19 protein-coding genes are annotated in these 18,375 nt (G+C 36.3%); all 19 read left to right on the plus strand.

Going from position 1 to position 18,375, the window contains the following annotated elements:
* Positions 1–78: 78 nt before the first annotated feature.
* Complete coding sequence (locus NSQ76_RS20150; RefSeq protein WP_163189340.1) at positions 79–297, plus strand: hypothetical protein; 219 nt, start codon at positions 79–81, stop codon at positions 295–297.
* A gap of 31 nt (positions 298–328) precedes the next feature.
* Complete coding sequence (locus tag NSQ76_RS20155) at positions 329–703, plus strand: hypothetical protein (RefSeq protein ID WP_163189339.1); 375 nt, start codon at positions 329–331, stop codon at positions 701–703.
* Positions 704–713: 10 nt separating this feature from the next.
* Positions 714–1,190, plus strand: a complete 477-nt coding sequence (locus NSQ76_RS20160) for a hypothetical protein (protein WP_341055809.1) — start codon at positions 714–716, stop codon at positions 1,188–1,190.
* Positions 1,191–1,200: 10 nt separating this feature from the next.
* A complete protein-coding gene (locus NSQ76_RS20165; RefSeq protein ID WP_341055810.1) occupies positions 1,201–1,380 on the plus strand; it encodes a hypothetical protein in 180 nt (59 codons plus the stop codon).
* A 21-nt stretch (positions 1,381–1,401) separates the two neighbouring features.
* On the plus strand, positions 1,402–1,680 hold the full coding sequence (locus NSQ76_RS20170) for a hypothetical protein (RefSeq protein ID WP_341055811.1): 279 nt from the start codon (positions 1,402–1,404) through the stop codon (positions 1,678–1,680).
* A 58-nt stretch (positions 1,681–1,738) separates the two neighbouring features.
* Positions 1,739–2,440, plus strand: a complete 702-nt coding sequence (locus NSQ76_RS20175) for a hypothetical protein (protein WP_341055812.1) — start codon at positions 1,739–1,741, stop codon at positions 2,438–2,440.
* Between the two features lie 21 nt (positions 2,441–2,461).
* Positions 2,462–5,077 (plus strand): VirD4-like conjugal transfer protein, CD1115 family, encoded by a 2,616-nt coding sequence (locus tag NSQ76_RS20180; RefSeq protein ID WP_341055813.1) that lies wholly within the window; start codon positions 2,462–2,464, stop codon positions 5,075–5,077.
* 62 nt (positions 5,078–5,139) lie between these two features.
* Positions 5,140–7,572, plus strand: a complete 2,433-nt coding sequence (locus tag NSQ76_RS20185; protein ID WP_341055814.1) for a pLS20_p028 family conjugation system transmembrane protein — start codon at positions 5,140–5,142, stop codon at positions 7,570–7,572.
* Between the two features lie 90 nt (positions 7,573–7,662).
* Positions 7,663–7,953 carry a DUF5592 family protein gene (locus NSQ76_RS20190; RefSeq protein WP_163189332.1) on the plus strand — a complete coding sequence of 97 codons (291 nt, stop codon included), beginning with the start codon at positions 7,663–7,665 and terminating at the stop codon, positions 7,951–7,953.
* A gap of 14 nt (positions 7,954–7,967) precedes the next feature.
* Complete coding sequence (locus NSQ76_RS20195; protein WP_341055815.1) at positions 7,968–8,786, plus strand: hypothetical protein; 819 nt, start codon at positions 7,968–7,970, stop codon at positions 8,784–8,786.
* 6 nt (positions 8,787–8,792) lie between these two features.
* Positions 8,793–10,739 (plus strand): VirB4 family type IV secretion system protein, encoded by a 1,947-nt coding sequence (locus NSQ76_RS20200; RefSeq protein WP_252406902.1) that lies wholly within the window; start codon positions 8,793–8,795, stop codon positions 10,737–10,739.
* A 1-nt stretch (position 10,740) separates the two neighbouring features.
* Positions 10,741–11,787, plus strand: a complete 1,047-nt coding sequence (locus NSQ76_RS20205; RefSeq protein ID WP_252406901.1) for a bifunctional lytic transglycosylase/C40 family peptidase — start codon at positions 10,741–10,743, stop codon at positions 11,785–11,787.
* Between the two features lie 20 nt (positions 11,788–11,807).
* Positions 11,808–12,383 (plus strand): hypothetical protein, encoded by a 576-nt coding sequence (locus NSQ76_RS20210; RefSeq protein ID WP_163189330.1) that lies wholly within the window; start codon positions 11,808–11,810, stop codon positions 12,381–12,383.
* Positions 12,384–12,406: 23 nt separating this feature from the next.
* Complete coding sequence (locus NSQ76_RS20215; RefSeq protein WP_341055816.1) at positions 12,407–13,300, plus strand: hypothetical protein; 894 nt, start codon at positions 12,407–12,409, stop codon at positions 13,298–13,300.
* A 245-nt stretch (positions 13,301–13,545) separates the two neighbouring features.
* A complete protein-coding gene (locus NSQ76_RS20220; RefSeq protein ID WP_268435418.1) occupies positions 13,546–13,803 on the plus strand; it encodes a ribbon-helix-helix protein, CopG family in 258 nt (85 codons plus the stop codon).
* Entirely contained in the window at positions 13,787–14,971 is a 1,185-nt protein-coding gene (gene mobP2, locus NSQ76_RS20225) for a MobP2 family relaxase (protein WP_268435417.1), read from the plus strand. Before NSQ76_RS20220 ends, mobP2 begins: the two co-directional genes overlap by 17 nt.
* Positions 14,972–14,977: 6 nt before the next feature.
* Positions 14,978–15,415 carry a hypothetical protein gene (locus NSQ76_RS20230; RefSeq protein ID WP_163189326.1) on the plus strand — a complete coding sequence of 146 codons (438 nt, stop codon included), beginning with the start codon at positions 14,978–14,980 and terminating at the stop codon, positions 15,413–15,415.
* Positions 15,416–15,461: 46 nt separating this feature from the next.
* Positions 15,462–15,731: a hypothetical protein gene (locus NSQ76_RS20235; protein WP_163189325.1), complete on the plus strand. Its 270-nt coding sequence runs from the start codon at positions 15,462–15,464 to the stop codon at positions 15,729–15,731.
* Entirely contained in the window at positions 15,728–18,358 is a 2,631-nt protein-coding gene (locus tag NSQ76_RS20240; protein ID WP_341055817.1) for an LPD25 domain-containing protein, read from the plus strand. Before NSQ76_RS20235 ends, NSQ76_RS20240 begins: the two co-directional genes overlap by 4 nt.
* Positions 18,359–18,375 lie beyond the last annotated feature (17 nt).

Consider the following 18,375-nt stretch of genomic DNA (forward strand, 5'->3'; position numbering starts at 1 on the left):
CTATCTGAAGAACAAACTAAATGCAGCTGTGAAATAAAGTGTGATGGCTGCTGCTCTTAAATACAGGGGGTGATCGATATGCAATTAAGAGCAAAAAAACAAAGGATTAAAGTTGCTGCTTCATCTAACGAAATCAGGAAGATGATGTCAAAGCGCAATATGAGGGTGCCACTTGGTACAGAAATTTCAAAAGGCCGTAGAGTGGAGGCTTTCTGCACTGATAGTAATACCTTACATGAATTCAATATCAAAAGTTTCATTATCAAGGAAAATCATATTCTCGTAAATTTATGTTGATGAATCCGTGCTTTGAAAGGAGTTGCAAATTATGCCTAAACTCCGGACATCAGCAGATACTATGAAAAAAAAGAAGGATTATGCCACTTTTCTTTTAGAAGCCCAAGGTGTTAATTTGGATGAATTAATCAATGAAGAAATAAACGAGTATAAAAAACAGGAAAAGTCGATTGCTGCAAAACATGGTATGCAAAGGCTCTATATGAAACTTTATAAATTAAAGAAAATAAACTATTCTTCTGCGATTATCCAAATTCTAAAGATAGCCTTACTTCTTTTAGTTGTTTGGATTTGCTGCCAGCTTATTATGGATTACCAAAAAGTTGGCCACTTCACTTGGCCCGAATGGACAAAGCAAATTCAAAGTACATTTAAATCTATTTATTCCTTCTTTACAAAAGGCTAGGGGGATTATGATGGCTATTAAAACCAAGGTGATTATTGTGGCGTTGGTTATTTGTGTTGCCGTTTTATCACTTTGTGCCTGGAAAATTGGACAATCGCAAGGGTGGTTTACATCCAAAGGGTACTTGGTTGAATTAAAACCAAAGGAAAGTAAGAGCTACTTAAAAAAACATCCTACAGGGTTTGTTATGTTGTCTTGGGATGAAGAAAGTAGAAAAGTTTATTTAAGTCATATCAAAAAGATTGCTGAGAAAAAATCCATTACAGTCTCTGAATTGAATTTTAATCAGTCTTCTATTGGAAACCATGATCAGCAAACTGAATATGGCATTGACCCCAACCAAAAACTTGACAGTTTAGCTTTCTATAAGGATGGAAAGCTGAAAAGTCAGGTTTTTTTTGATGAAGACGTTAAAAATCTCGAAGACTTGGATTCTGCTATAGAGACTTTTATTGATGATATGACGGAAATATACGGAACGGATTGAGGTGAATCAAATGGCTATTTCCCCAAAGCAAGCTGAATTTAAACAAACTAAAGAGCTTGCAGAGTTGATTTTAAGAATCAATAACCAGCCCTATAATGACTGGTTGCACAATGAGCATCTTAAAGTTATTCAAGAAAACCAAGAGACTGTCGTAACGGCATTATCTGCCTTGGTTGAAGATAAAAATTAAAATTCATAGGAGGAAGTAAACATGGATTTATTAAATATGGTTATGGATAATCATTACCTATTAGGAGACGCTATGAATGGCTTAGTAAGTACAGGAAAAAGCATTATTAAATGGCTGCAAAGAGGGGCCATCGTTGCTACAGCAATTGCCTTTTGTATTGGAGGTTATCATCTGATTTTGGGTGGGATGAATGGCCGTCAAAAATGTATTCCTTGGTTTATTGGCGGTGCTGCTGGATGTGTCATTATTGCGGGATGTTTAGGACTTGCGGAATCAGTGGATGCAAATATTAAATTCTAAGACTATACCTCGGTATAGTCTTTTCTTTTTCCTTGAATAACATTAGAGGGTGATTTTATTGTTACAAGTTATGTTTATAAACCCTATCGAGGATGTCTCAAATGGTTATGCAATCCCTTTTGATGAGGCTGTTACGTTAACAGAAAATCTCGAAAAGAAAAATCAAAAGAAAAAAACAATATCAACTTTGGAATTCTCAATTATTGACAACGAACAAGAGGTATACTCCGGCCAACTAACATTAGGGGCAGGGAAATCAGACAACTTATTTCATCACATTGTTATGATACTAGACGCTTACCCTATTGAAAGTGAAGAAGAGGAGCAAAAAAAACAAGAGTTTTATTCTCAAATGTTTGCACAGCTGCCCGAACATATACGAAAACGCGAAGAAAAGCGTTTAGAAGGCGAACCAGAGCATTTTAATGGTGTGGAAGAGATAAACCCTTCAAGCTCAATTAAAAGCAAAATGATGCAACATATGAAGGTGATATTTGCAGCTGTTTTTTCTATGTTTATCTTATTTTTTTCTGTATATAATCAGTTCGCTATTTCTACTCAAAAACAAGCTTTAGCTGCTATGAGTGAAAAATTGGAGCAAAAAACTGAGAAGATTACTGATTATAAAAAAGCTCTAGAGGACCAAAAAGAAAAAAACAAGGAATATGAAAAAAAGATGTCTTCTCTTGAAGAGCTAGATAAAAAAGTGCAGCAATTGAATGAGAAGGTGGAGAAGAAAAAAGACAGCAAAAAAAAGTAAGTTCAGGAAGGTGAAATAAAGTTGGCAGATAATCAATTGAACAAGAATATTCTTGCTGAAAAACAAGCTCTAATTCCTATTGGGGCTTGTTTTTTTGCATTAACTGTATTGATTGCGAATTTTATACTTCAGCTGTTTCTGCAGTTGTTCTCTTCCCTTAGTAATTTATCCGATCCTGAACCGTTTAAGATCTCGGGAAGTTACTTTTTAAAGATGCCTTTGAAGGAGCATCCTTTTTTTTACGGAGTGGTTTTTATAATTGGGGCGCTCATTGTATTAAAGCTTGTTTTTGAGATAAGAACAAATTTCAAAACTGTAGGTACAGATGAAAAAGGATCTCAACGGTTCTCGACTGAAAAAGAATTAAGGGAACAGTACAGAGCAGTTCCATTAAAAACAGATTCCTATGAAGGCGGCGGCGGGGTAGTTGTCTCCCGCACACAAAAACGCTTTTCATTACAGGATTGGGAAAATTTTAAGAAGGTTCAGGGGATGAAGAAATTAAGCGCGCTTTATTCATTAGTTAGGAAGAAAGATTATCTACTAATTGATGATGGACCAGTAAATAACCTAATCATTGGAACAACCAGGAGTGGTAAAGGTGAATTATACGTATTCCCTACTATTGATGTTTATTCGCGGGCAGAAAATAAACCGAGTATTATTGCAAATGATCCAAAAGGAGAATTGTTTACAGCATCAAAAGAAACACTCGAAAAACGAGGATATCATATTGAAGTTTTAAACTTGCTCGATCAGGATGAATCGATGAGTTATAATTTGCTGCAGCTTATTGTGGATGCGTATAAAGCAGAGGATTACTCGACAGCTCAAATGTTGTGTAAAACATTGTCATACTCCCTTTATTACAACCCTAATGATTCTTCGCCGTTTTGGGCTAAATCTGCTATGAGTCTATGTAACGCTTTAATTTTAGCAGTCGTAGATAAGTGCATTAGAGAAGGTACTGAAGAAAAGATCACGATGTATACAGTAGCCAATATGTTGTCTGAATTAGGTTCCCAGGACATTCTGCTACCAGGAGATGAAGAACCGCAAAATGCTCTTGATATGTACTTTCAATCATTACCTGAAGGGCATATTGCAAAAAGCCAATATGCAACAAGTAACTTTTCTAAAGGTAGTACACGAGGTGGAATATTCGCCACAACTATGTCTGAATTATCCACTTTCACTTTTGATTCCACAGCAAGAATGACTGCTAAAAACTCTATTGACTTGAAGAAAGTCGGCTTTGGAAAAACCATGGAAGGTACAGGGGACAGAGGAACCAGGGTTACAATAACATTCCCTGATGGAACAAATGAGCGCGTTAAAGTGGGGCCAAATGGCCGTTGGATATTAACCTTTAAAAAAGAACTTAGTGAAGGCGATGAAATCAAACTGAATGATAAAACTTATAGCATCAGTAATATCAATAAAGACACTGGGGAAACTTATTTTGAATTAGTGACTCATGAAGGTGTTTCTGATGCAAGAATTGAGCAAATCACATACTTCACTAAGCCAATAGCAATTTTCATGGTTACGCCAGATTTTGACGAGTCAAACCATGTGATAGCTTCCATTTTTATCAGGCAGCTTTATTTCGTTCTTGCAAAAAATGCAAACCTGTCTAGAGGCGGGAAATGTCATAGAGAAGTTATCTTTTTGTTAGATGAGTTCGGAAACATGCCTCCGATTGAAGGAATGTCAAACATTATCACAGTTTGCTTGGGAAGAAATATCAGGTTTAATTTGATCATACAGGCTTATTCTCAGATTAAAGAGAAATATGGGGAAGGAAACGCGGATACAATCATAGGAAACTGCGGTAACCAAATTTATATTTTGACAACTGACAAGAATACGGCCAATCATTTCTCTGAATTATTAGGTGATCAAACTCAAATGGTCACTTCTAGAAGTGGGAAGGTCCTATCGACTGAGAAATCCAATACTGAAAATGTCGATGGTAGGAGATTGTTAATGCCAAATGAATTGATGGAGCTCAGAGAGGGCGAAACAGTAGTAATTAGAGGCATTAAACGTCAGGACCAGGAAAGAAACAAGGTCCGCCCACGGCCAATTTTCAATACTGGAAAAACTGCTATGAAATATCGGTATGAATACTTGAATGACGATTTTGATACAAGTAAATCGATCTTGGATATTGATATTAATTCACAACACCGTGATATTGATCCGAGAACTCTTCTTTTAAACTTTTCCGGTGAGCCTGAAGGTTTTGCAGAACCCATAGAAGCTGTTCCGGAAAAAGAGCCATCTGACCTACAAAATCAAACAAATGAGCCGCAAATCTCTGTTGCCGCAGAGAATGTGAATATTGAAGAGGACGAGTCTATGGAAGATTCACCGTTTGCTGCTCTTACAATAGATAACTGGACAAGAAAGACAGTTGACGAGTTTTTTACCGAAGATAAACAAACGCTCAATCTGATTAAACAAAAAATTGGACCTCTGATATCTGAAGACGAGAGTGGAATTGCTGAAATGGCTATGGGCGAATTTTTAGATCAGTTAAAGCTTTTGGGAGTCAATGATGAAATCGCTCAACCTATTTATAAATTAGTGCATGGGAAAATCAAAAAAAAGCTGGATTTGCTTAAACAATAAATTAGTCCATTACAGGCAGCCATATGCATATGGCTGCCTTTTTTTGAAGGGAGGCATGTTAGGTGTCAGATGAAGATATTTTAAAGATATTAAAGAAATTCTCAGATGTATTAGAGATTGGTAATATCTTCACGTATATTCTCAGATGGCTCGGATGGTCCATTGTTAAGGCTCTTGCTTGGATGGTTGATGGTCTAGAAGGGGTTACTGATGATGTGCTTTCAGTAGCCGATTTTTTCAAATCAAAAGAGATTACTGACTTCTTATCAAAAATACAGCCAGGATTATGGATCATTTTAGCTCTTTCACTATGTTTTTTAGGCTACCAATTAATCTTTAACAAGAAGTTTAATAGGGAACATGTCTTAATCAATATTGTGATTGCTATCACTGTTATCATGCTTTTAGGACAGGGGATGAAGAAAGCCGATGATTTTTCAGATGCAGCTAGGAAAGTAGCTCAATTGAAAGACAGTGGAGGATCGACTGCGGATAAGGTTATTAAAGATAACCTTACTGATATATCCCTTTATGACGATAAAGAATGGAAAAGTACAAAGCTAAAAGAAAAAAATAAAATACCTAAGAAAAACATTCAGTATATTGATATCACTGAAAAAATAGATAAGAATTTTGAACCTAAAAAAGGAGAGAAGTTATCAAAAACAGGGAAAAAAGTGCTTGAAAAGAAATTGGCTATGGATGCTGAAGGGAATGAAGGAATAGCTGATTTAAAGAATGGTTGGTTTGATTTTTTCCCTGAACAGTATTACAGGTGGCAATGGGATTACTGGACAATGTTAATTACATTGCTCGTTACCGGTGCGACACTTTTATTTATATCAATCAAGTTATCAAAATTAATTTTTGAATTAGCTTTTAACCACATATTAGCATCTATTCTAGCTTATGCTGACATTGCAAGTGGTCAGAAGTTAAAAGAGGTTCTCAAAAATATTGGGAGCACCTTTTTTATTTTTATAATGGTGTTTGTTAGCATGAGGGTCTATCTAAACTATACTGCTTATATATCAGAGCATCTCAACGGAGTAGCTTTCATTATCGCGTTAATCGCTGGCAGTCTTGCAGTTATTGATGGCCCTGTTATGTGTGAGAGAATATTTGGAATTGATGCGGGCCTCAAGAGTGGATGGGGTCTGGTTGCTGGCGGTTATGCTATTGCCAAAAGTGCAAATGGTGCAATGGGTGGAATCGGTAACTTGATCTCTAAAGGTGCAGGAGGTCTAGGATCTGTGGCTATGAATACAGGTGCTGGCTTGGCTGGCGCCGTAGCTGGTATGGCTGGATCAAAATCAATCGGACAAGAAAATAAAGGCCCATCTTTAAATGATCAAATGAAGGGGTCAGATGGAAGTGGAAAAGCCAATGGTGATAAAGCCACCGGAGGCGGTATTATGCAAAAACTAGGAGAAAACGGCAAGCTTGATGTAGCTCAACCAGGTAGTAAGGATGGAAAGTCAACACTGCAGGATGAAATGAATAAAGATCGCCTATCGAAAGGTAAAAATACAGAAGGTAATGGTCTTGTGGACGCTAATGGAAAATCAAATGTTAAGCCAGGTTCATTGCAAGAAGAAATGAGTAAAGACAGCAAGAATCAAATGAATAAACCAAACGCTAATATAAAAGGTGAATCACTAAGCTCACTGCAAGATGAAATGAGAGAAACGGGTACAGCTGGTGCGGATATCAAATCAGCCGGCAATGATGGGGCAGCAAGCTCACTGCAGGACGAAATGAGAGAAACGGGTGCAGCTGGTGCAGATATCAAATCGGCCGGCAATGATGAGGCAGCAAGCTCATTACAGGATGAAATGAAAGAAACGGGTGCAGCTGGTGCGGATATCAAATCGGCTGGCAATGATGAGGCAGCAAGCTCATTACAGGATGAAATGAAAGAAACGGGTGCAGCTGGTGCGGATATCAAATCGGCCGGCAATGATGAGGCAGCAAACTCACTGCAGGACGAAATGAAAGAAACGGGTGCAGCTGGTGAGGATATGGGCTCACCAAATGGTGTTAGTCATGAATACCCTTCTTCGCTTCAGGAGGATGCAAATGAATCTAGCCCACAAGCTGGCGGAAACAATACTCCTTCCCCAGTTTCAAGTTCAGTCAAAGATATGTCATCTGCATCAATCGAATCAGCTAATAAACCGAAATCTCAGACTGTAAATGTAAATCAGGGTGGAACTGTTCAGCCTTCTAAGGTATCAACTAGCGAAATACCTCTTCCAAATCATGCACGGACTGAGCAAAGAACCATTGGCGAATACACTAGAGATAAGTTTAGAGAAAGGATAAATAACAGTCCTAGAATTCAAAGTATGAAGAGGTCGTATCATCTATCCAAAAATACAGTTCAAAGTCTAAGGAATGGAAAAGATAAATCCTCTGGATTAATGAACAAAAATAATTTTAACTCTAATTCTCAACAGCCTAATCTTCACGATATGGGAAGTAGAGACGAATAAGTGAAATACAAGTATTTTACGGGAACCTTCAAGGTTCCCTTTTTTCATGGTCTATAAAGGCCGCCGAGAAAGCTCACTGGAGTGATGACAATGAGGAACTACCGTATTCCAAAAGAGATAAGCTCAGAACTTAAATTGTCAAAAAATCTATATTTGTTTGATTTATTGTTTCTAATTTCATTGGCTTTAATTTCTATGATGCTACGAGTTTTTATACATCCCTCTTTGATAATTCTGTATTACATTTTCTTTGGAATTATTGGTGTTGTTTCAATAATTAGACCAGCAACCAATCCTGAAAAGAGGATGTATCAAGTAATTATTATTGCGTTAGTTAGAAATCGTTCATCCTACTGTGCAATTGATCGAGAGGATGATTAAAAGGAGGGGATTACATGGCTCTATTTGAGGAGAGTAAAGTTAATTCAACAAAGACACAAAAAAGAAGACCCAGTTCAACTACTGAAAGTAAACGTAAATTGATTCCTCAAAAGAAAAAAGAAAAAGTTAAAAATAAGCGAAGTGTTGAAGAAATAGAACAAAAATCTTTTAATAAACCAAAAAAACAGACCAAGGTTGCCTCAATCAAAGAAGTTTTAAAAGGATTGAAAATATCTAAACCTAATAATCCTGAAGAAATGATAGAAGAAGTGAACGATTCTGATAAAACCCAAAAAAAGAAGCAGCCCGCTATTAAAAATTCTGTCGCTGAATTAATACCGATAATTGATATGACAGAAGAAGGCTATTTTGAATTACGCGATAATGAAGGCTATTTCCATATAGTTCAGATAGAGGGTAAGGACATTTATTCAAGAAATGAATCTGAATCTGAATTTGACATAATGATGTTTACACAGTTTTATAGAGCATTTCATCATTGTGTAAAGATTACCTGTTTGAACTTTCCTGTAGAAACCAAAAGACAGCAAGCTTATATAGAGAAAAAGATTGAGGAGAACAAAAATCCATATTATGAAGAGTTTCTAAGAAGAAAGTTAAAAGAACTTACTTATCTGGAATGGAAAAGATCTAACAGAGAGTATTTTCTGACTATCTATGGACCAAACGTTAAAATCCTAGAAGATCGTATCAAAATGGGGACGAGATTAATCGAAAAGACACTGCACGTGCATGAGATTTCTGCAGAAAAAAAATTAGAGTTCCTCTATAAGTTAAACAACTTGAATTCAAAAATCAGTTCGAAGAGGTGATAAAATTTGTTTAATTTAAAATTGAAGAAAAAGAAAAATGATGCAGAATTAGAGAAAGAAATAAAACGCAAAAAAGGTTACAATCCCTCTTTACTGGCGAAAATACAACCGCAGGGAGGAATAAGCTTTCCAGAATCTTATGTAAGAAAAGGTGATGGATATGAGGCATGTATTCATGTATATGATTATCCTAAAATGGTTTCGGATTTTTGGTTAGTACCTTTAATGAATATGGAAAATGCGATTACGACACTGGATGTTGTATCTGATAAGAAAAATGAAGTAGTAAAGGCACTCAACAAAAGCATGGCTGAACAAAATGCCAGGTATAACACAGAAAAAGAAAATGTCGGCCGTTTAGAAGCAGAACAGAACTATAGAGACATGGAAAAGCTATTCTATGAGATATCCCAGCAAGGTGAAGTGATGAAACGTATTCATCTGCGGCACTTTGTAAGTGGTAAAACGATTGCTGATTTAGAAAAAAGGGTTAAAGATGTATTGGAAACATTAGAGGCTCATAATTTCAAAGGTTCAATATTTCTTAATGAACAAGAATATGAATGGAGATCCTTAACTACAGGGTTTGACACTCAATCGAAATATTTCAATAAACGAAAAGGGAAGGCTCTTCCTGCTTTAACTTTAGCAGGGGGCTTTCCTTTTCATTTTACTCAATTAAATGATCCTTATGGGACATTTTACGGCACTACTCAAACTAAAGGAAATGTGATATGGGATCTTTTCCATAGAGATAAGCAAAGGAAGTCATATAATGCTGTAATGGTCGGCTCCATGGGATCAGGTAAATCAACTTTTCTCAAAAAAATCTCCACTGACATGGCGATAAAAGGTTTCAAAGTCAGAGGGTTTGATGTTGTCGGAGAGTTTGAGGATCTAGTCAAAGCATTAGGGGGGAAAACCATTGCTTTAGATGGGTCTGATGGTTGTATTAATCCTTTACAGGTATTTAAGACTGCGGAAACAGAGCATGGATCTTTTACGCAGCATTTGTCTAAGTTAAGTATTTTTTACCGTTTCATTGCACCAGAAGCAACTGATGATGACATTAAAGAATATGAAAACTTATTGAGAAAGCTATATATTCAACTTGGCCTATGGGATGACGCAAAAGGAGAAGAAAACAACATTACTTCACTTGATCCTGATGAATATCCAATCTTCACAAATTACTTAAACTTAATCAGAGATGAACTTTACGAAGACTTTGATAAAAAAATTCAACGCAGCAATTTGAGCCCTGATAGAAGAAGCAGACTTGAAAAAATCGAGCTTGCTATAGTGAATTTGGTAGAAAACTATTCACATTTATTTAATGGAACTTCAACGATTGAAAATTTTGATGAAGAACAAGTTGTCTTTTTTGCTTTACGTCATTTATTAAGTCTTAAACCTGAAATTTATCAAGCGCAGCTATTTAATGTGATGAACTTGCTGTGGGATTCAATGTTGAAAAACGGAACACCACAATTGAAAGCATTTAATAAAGGAACGCTGAAGTTTGAAGATGCAATGAGATTTTTAATTGTTATTGATGAGGCTCACCACATCATTAACACCAGAAAGGGTAATGAGCATTCTGTTTTGTTTTTAACAAAGTTTGCGCGTGAAGCCAGAAAATATTTCGGAGGAATGATTTTTGCAAGCCACTCTATTCGTGACTTTGTTCCTGAAGGTAGTGACTTAACAGCTGTTGAAGCAATCAAAACATTGTTTGAACTTACTCAATATAAGCTACTCATGCAACAAGATAGTAACAACTTGAACATGCTGCGTGATGTTTTCCACGGCCAGTTAAGTGAAAGTGAAATTGATGCTATTCCTTATTTGCAGCAAGGAGATATGATTTTATCAATAAAATCGGTAAAAAATGTCCGGTTTAATGTTGAATGTTCCCCTGAAGAATTGGCACTGTTTGGTGGGGGGGCTTGATGTGTGGTTTTTCGCAATCATCCCAAAAAAATGGCTTATAGCGCTTATTGGGGGCGTTGTTTTTATGTTTGGGACACTCTTTATGGGAGTGTTTGTTCTTTCTTCAGGAGGCTTTGAGGATAGCAGTCAGAATGTCTCAGTCCCTGATACGATAACTGGAAAAGCAAAAGTTTCAGCTGACGTTGAGCGATATCGAGGTTTGGTTACTAAATATGCTAAAGAATATGGCATAGAGGATAAGGTTGATCTCATGTTAGCTTTAATGATGCAGGAATCAGGTGGACAAGGTAACGATCCAATGCAAGCAAGTGAATCTAAATGTGGCTATATCGGCTGCATAACAAGTCCTGAAGAGTCTATCAAATACGGAGTGAAACACTTTAAAAGTGTCCTTGATAAAGCCAAAGGGGATGTAAAACTAACATTACAGTCTTACAACTTTGGTGGTGGTTTTATTGATTATGTCATGAAACGTGGCGGTAAATACACTAAGGAGCTGGCAATTGAATTTTCAAAGATGATGTATGCAAAGGTAGCTTCAACCGGTAATTATTCATGTGTCAGGCCTGAGTCGGCAGCAACAGGAGCGTGCTACGGTGATATTGGATATGTCGATGCCGTCTTGAAATACTATCAGGACGATAGTGTTCAGGTAGCCGATTTGGATAATGAAAAGTTAAAGACGATCATGAAAGAGGGTTTAAAGTATGAGGGTACTCCTTATGTGTTTGGCGGTGACAATCCGAAAACCGGCTTTGACTGTTCCGGTTTAATGCAATGGATTTACAAAAAGGCCGGAATTTCACTTCCTCGTACAGCCCAACAACAGTACAATGCAAGTAAAAAAATAGATCAGTCTGAAGCTAAACCTGGGGATTTAGTTTTCTTTGAAAAGACTTATAATGCAGGAGTACCGGTTACCCATGTTGGTATCTATTTAGGCGGTGATAAGTTCTATAATTCAAATGACTCTGGTGTAGGTTATTCAAATATAAGTGGATACTGGAAGGAGCATTTATATGGATTCGGTCGGGTCGCTAACTTCTAATCAAAAAACGGGGTTTGAATATGAAAAATAAAAAAATACTTTATTTCGTTGGCTTAGTTACAGTCATTTTAGTGATAACTGGGCTTAATATTTATTTTGGCCATCGTGGAGATATTGCTGCAGATAAAAGCAAATTAGTTGCAGAAAATAAAGAACAAAAAGAAGAATTAACGAAGCTCAATAAGCAACTTGAAGAAGCACAACCTTCTTCTCAAGAGCAGGAAAGACGTGAAATTATAAACGTAGCAAACAAGTTTATTCAAACGGCTTATGTGCAAAAAGAGGAAGGCTATGAGGATAGAAGAAAAGAAGCTAAAACGCTAATGACAAATGATTTGTTTGAAAGGTATTATCCTTCAAAGAACTTCTACCAAAAAAACGTTGAAACTGAAATTGAGCAGCCAAGTTTATATTTACAAACAAAATATCCTGAAGAAAAACATGCTACTCTGATTGCAAATTTTGAACATCAGCTGCATGAAAAACAAAATAATACAACGCAAAAGACCAAAATCTATATCGAGATTTTTCTCGAAAAGAAAGGCAACCAGTGGGTAGTAACTGATTTAACAGATATTTATTCGGTGGAAGAATAGGTCCTTTTGTTGGAGGGAAATACATGTTTAAATCAACCGAAGAAATTAATTTAAGGCGAAAAAAATCTTGGATATATTATGTGATATTGAGTTTGACACTAATGGGATTAGTGTTTTTTTTATGTTCAAAAATCCTTATTCATACTGAGAGTCCTATTCTGCAAACAGCTCTTAATAAGCCGGTTCAATTGTCCACTTCAGGTTCAGTTATGGTAAACCGGTGGGAGTACAGTCAAGAGAAAAATACAATGGAAGTTCAGATACAACTTGAAGAAGTTGATATGGAAGATGCCAATTCGATTTCATTTGTAGCCCAAGAAAAAGTCAATCCAAATCAAAACTTACCTACAAAAATAGTCTATCAAGATGATGGTTTTTACATTGTTCAAATCAAAAAAATCAATCCGGAATTTGGGGCTGTTGCTTTAGATGTGATGAGAAAACCAGAGGGTGACAGTCAAGGTATTGATGACGCTGATTCATTGAAAGAAGAAGTTACAAGTGAAGATGATGACTCTGAAGAAGAAGAGAAGGTCTTGGAAGCTACCCTTTACACAGATCAGCGTAAAGTCAAAATTAACAACAATTTAGGAAACAAAACCGAACAAGAATATGCCATGTCATTAATTAATTCTGAGAAGAAAAGCGTAGATAACCTTTTGGAAAAGTATGCTCAAGCTATTAAGAAAATTGACTCAAGGGAAGAAGATCTTGAGCAAAAAATTGCGGTATTAAAGGATGATTTGAAGTATCAAACATCTGAAGAAAAGGATGAAACAAACTCTAAAATCAGTATGAAAGAGGATGAAATAAACAGCCTCAAAGAGACTAAGATCACCTATGAAAATGAAATTAAAGCGCAAAAAGATAAGCTTGAAAAGTTAAATCAAAAGGAAAGAGATTTAGAAAGTAAGTGATCAACAATGCCCGCGGCATCCCCGCAATCAAAAAATAGGACATAAATTCATGTCCGCATGATCCCCGCATTGGGGAACATTTGGTCCGTATGATGCCCGCATTGTACCCGCGTGAGAGGGCTCTTCTTGTACCCACCGTTTTGCTAGGCTCTGCCTAGCTTCACACCTTCGGTGGGAACAAAAACCCCTTATGCTCTTCTTTCTGATCTTTAATCCTGAGGGGTTGAGGAGGTAATTTATAGAAGATGGAAGTCAGAGTGAGAAACGTAGACCCTTTCGCAGTCAAAAAGATTGATGAGTTAGCAAAGCAAAAAGGGCTTTCTCGACAAGAATTTTTAAGAAGGCATCTTGAAAACTTTGCGGCATTTACTGAAGAAAGTAAAAGAGAAAATGAACTGAAAAACTTAATCGAGAAAAACATCTTTATCATGCAGCAATGCTCTCTAACTATGGATAGGATGGATCAAACAATTAACGATTTAACGGATGATCTTGATGAGTAAAATAACACCTGGTGTCGTTTTGAAAACCCGATTTGTTACTCCTGAGAAAAAGTCCTTTCAAGACTATGTTGATTATGTGGATCGGGAAGAAGCAAAGAGCGAAGTTAAATTAAATCAAAAAATGTTCGCGCTGTATCAAGATTATATGGATAACCCTGATAAAACATCTTCTCTGTTCACGGAGCAATCAGACGCTCTAACAAATGAACAGAAAAAAAATCTAAAGCAGCTGTTCAAAAAAGCTCAAGAAAAAAATAGTGTAATGTGGCAGGACGTCATCACATTCCATAATCCTTGGTTAGAAAAACAAGGGGTATATGATCCTAAAACCCATTCTCTTGATGAAAAAAAGATTATGGATGTAACGCGAAGAGCTATGAAGGAAATGCTTCGGAAAGAAGGGTTGGAAAAGAGCGCAGTGTGGTCAGCTGCTATTCACTACAATACCGATAACATTCATATTCACGTTGCTACAGTTGAACCGGAACCTACCCGCACCAGAGGTAAACGCAAACCAAAAACATTAGATGCAATGAAGTCACAAGTAGTAAATAATCTGCTTGAAAGAGGACAACAGCATCAACTCATTAATGACATTATCAGAAAGAGAATTGTTGGCGAGAAAAAACAAGACTCCACTATAAAATGGCGGAATCGAGAATTAAAACCATTATTCTTTAAGATCCTCAATCACTTGCCCGAGGATAAAAGACAGTGGCAATATAACTACAATACAATAAAACCTTTAAGGCCTTATATCGATGAATTAAGCAGACGCTATATTGAAAAACACCATAAAGAAGACTTCGCTGCATTAAACAAAAAATTGGACCGAGAAGTAAAGGAATTACGAGAAGCTTATGGTGATGGAAAGGTCGATAAGAAGAGATATGAAAATTACAAACAAAATAAAATAAACGATCTATATAAAAGGATGGGTAACTCCTTCCTGAAAGAAATGAAGGATTATGCAAATGAAAAAGAACGTATAGAAAAAAATCTTGAGAGACGTTCAGAAAAAGGGATGCAGCTTAGAAAAGGATATCAACTTCAGTTCGCGTTGAAAAAGATTGAACGGTCCTTTAGGAGCGACTATGATCAATGGAAAAACCAACGTCATTATGAAAGACTTCAGAACAAAATTGAATATGAAAATGAAAGGGGATGATATCTCATGTCTTCAGATAAAAGGAGAAGGGATTTCACAATTGATCAGGAGACAAATGATTATATTTCGGCTTATATGGATGAACATAAACTTAGATATCCGGGTCAGGCCATAATGCGTATCTGTAAAGAACATCACGACTCAAAACAAACACAATGGTCCATCAGTTACATTGTTAAAACAGTTGCTGAAAGCATCCGAAACGAGCTTGGTGCGGAATTAAACAAAATTAAATTAGGAAGTAACAGTGCTGATAAAAATACTCAAATCCTTATTGAACTTTTGAATGGAATTTACTTTGACAGTGAAATTGCTGACTGTATTCCAACGGATATAGAAGAAGCACAAGGCGTGAAAACAGCTAGGGATGCTGTAGATCGCCGTATTGCTAACCAACGGCAAAAGAAAATAGACCGTGCTTTCAGCAAAACTCAAGGGGGGTGAGAAGCCGGTTTTATTTGCATTTAAAAATAAATTGGAGGGTGTATGAATGAGTTTTTTTAATAAAGATATTGAACTTGGTTCAATTAAAGAAGTCGGTAATTCAGATGTAGTTTTATCAGTGGGTGAAGAAGAATTTGTGATTGAATTGTCCGAAGATGAACATCAGAAGTTGCAGCAACACATTATGAATCAAGATAATCTGCTGGTACCAATAAACATGAAAACTAAGGAGTTATTCTTGAATGTAGATGGTCAGTGGTTTGAAGAAAATATGGAGGAATTAGCCGGTGCTGATGAAAGGACAGAGGAAGATTGAGCAAATACACCAAGAAAAGAACTAAAGAAGAAAAAAAGGCAGAAATAGAAGCATTAACTCAGGGGATGGAACAAAAGATTTCAAACTATTTTCATTCTCCGGAAGACTTGAAAAGCTTCTTAACTTTTATGAGTAAGTTTTATAAATACTCGCCATATAATGTGTCTTTGATCAATTCACAATTCGATGGAGCCCAGGCTGTGGGCTCCTTTAAATTTTGGAAAGAGAAAGGCTTTTCAGTTAAAAAAGGAGAAAAGGCAATCAAAATTCTTGTCCCAAATAGAACAAGTCCTGAGTTTGAAGACGAGAATAAACAATGGCTGCCTATTTCAAAAGCAACTAAAGAACAATTGGAGAAGATAAAAGACGGTCATCTGAAGAAAAAGGAGGGCCGTCTTTATTTTTCATTAGGAAGTGTGTTTGACGTAAGCCAAACAAACGCGACTGCAAAAGATTTACCATCAATATTTCCGAACAGATGGTTAGATGGAGAGGTTAAAGATTACACCAGATTATACAAAGGGATGGAGGCTATTGCCGAGAAAAACGGAATTAAGATAGTCCAACCATATTCTGAATTAGGTGCTGCAAAGGGTGTCAGTTATACCCTTAGAAAAGAAGTAGCATTGAATCCAAGAAACTCAGAATTGCAGAATGTAAAGACGTTACTTCATGAGTTGACACATGCAAAACTTCATACCAAAGAGACTTTCCTTGATTACTCGCCGGCCGAAAAAGAATTTCAAGCTGAAATGACTGCTTATACTGTTTCGGCTTATTTTGGTTTAGATACTTCAGATTATTCTTTAGGTTACTTACACAGCTGGACTAAAGGCCGAGAATTAAATGATCAAACGCAACTTCTAAAGGAAGTTCATGAAACAGCATTTGAATTTATTGAGACGATTGAAGAATCACTAACGCGGAATCAAGAAATTGAGTTGAAACAAAATAAAGAACAGCAGGGGGAAACGAAGTTGGGTTCAGTAAAAGAGCAAGTAAATGAGAAAGACCTTACAAAAGAACAGGAAGCACAAAAGGAGTTAGAAAGAGACATTAACCTATATGACTTTAGCAAAGATAAACTAGAAACTGTTTCTTTAGCTGAACTGAAACATAAGGTATCAGCAGTTATTGATGAAAAGGAAAAAGGCTTGAAAAGAGATGATTTCATTCCGTTATTTAATCAAAAAGCTGCAGGGTATTTTACGACAGTACCAGAAATTAAACGGCCCCATATTGTAATTGAGTTCTCTGAAAACGATAAATTACAAAAAAATATGCTTTTACCCTTTAAGGAAGGAAATGAATTAATTTCTAATGTTATTGATGAAAGAAGGGGGAGTGCCGGTTTTGACAAAACAAGGTATCATGTTGTTTTCCCAAGAGGAATAGATGGTACAGATAAAATGAAAGTAATCAGCGCAAAACTAGACATGGGCGATGGTTTTTATTCTTCTCCTTATGAGCAAATCCTCCATGAAAAAAGAGCATTATCTCCTGTTTTTAAGCAGGCTCTGGAGAATGAGGTTAACACGGTTGAAGGTCAAAAAGATATTACGAAAGATAATGAAAAACAGAATGATAAGGATATTTTGCTTGTTGAGTATGGATATCTTTCATCTACAAAGAGTGAATTTGTTTCAATCAATGAATTAAAAGAAATGGACAATAAAAAGCCAATTCAAGAGCAAATTCCAAACAAAGAGAAAATGTCCGATCAAGAATTTCTTAAAGCTTTCAACCAAAACAATCAAGAAAAAATGGCAGCTATATCTGAAAATCAATTAGATCGGCCGCATGTTTTAATACAATGGTCGGAAAGTGGAAGTTTAAAAAAGAATGAACTTATACCCTTAAAAGAAGCAAATGAAAGGATGGCAGAGATCATCAGGGAGAACAAAGATGATCTTGGTTATTACAAAACAAGATATCATGTTATTCTTCCTAAAGAATTGGAGTCCAGTCATCCGAGAAGAGTAATTGACATGGATAGATTAGACTTAGGTGATGGTTTTTATTCTTCTCCTTTTGAACAAATCCTAGATGAACAAAAAGGATTATCTGAAGAGGTAATTAAAGCGCTTGGAAAGGAAATAGCCGGCGGTAAAGATCATGAGGAAGAAAAGATACATGAAAATGAATTAAATGCAGAGGAATTCAAATCTCTGTACAAAGAACAAGTCCTCTCCGGTATATCAAAAGCTGCAGAAGTAAAAAAGGTTTCAACATCCCAGGATATAGAGTACAAAAAGCGTTATAAACAAGAGGTAGTCAGCTATCTTGAGAATAATGGGAATGAAAAATCGGGCCCTTCAGAGACGAAAGAAGAGAAAGAAAAAAGAGAAAAGGAAATGAAGAAATTTGAGGAGACTCATTCTTTTGATCATGTATATAAACTGAAAAAAGAGGTCTTAAATGAACTTAAAGACCAGGATCTATCCAAACCGGCTATGGAACGTCTAAAGCAGCTTGAAAAGGCTCTAGATGAAGAGAAAAAAGAGCATGATAGCCGGAAGGCTGGAGATAAAAAAAGAAGTAATGAGCCTTCAACAAGAATGGAAAAACGTGAAGCTAAAAAAGTATTTAAGAAGAAAGCAAAAAAACAAGAGTTAGACAGAGACTAGGGAGCGCTGCGGCCTCC

It is taken from the genome of Bacillus sp. FSL M8-0256, assembly GCF_038005765.1.
Taxonomy (GTDB): Bacteria; Bacillota; Bacilli; order Bacillales; family Bacillaceae; genus Bacillus; species Bacillus safensis.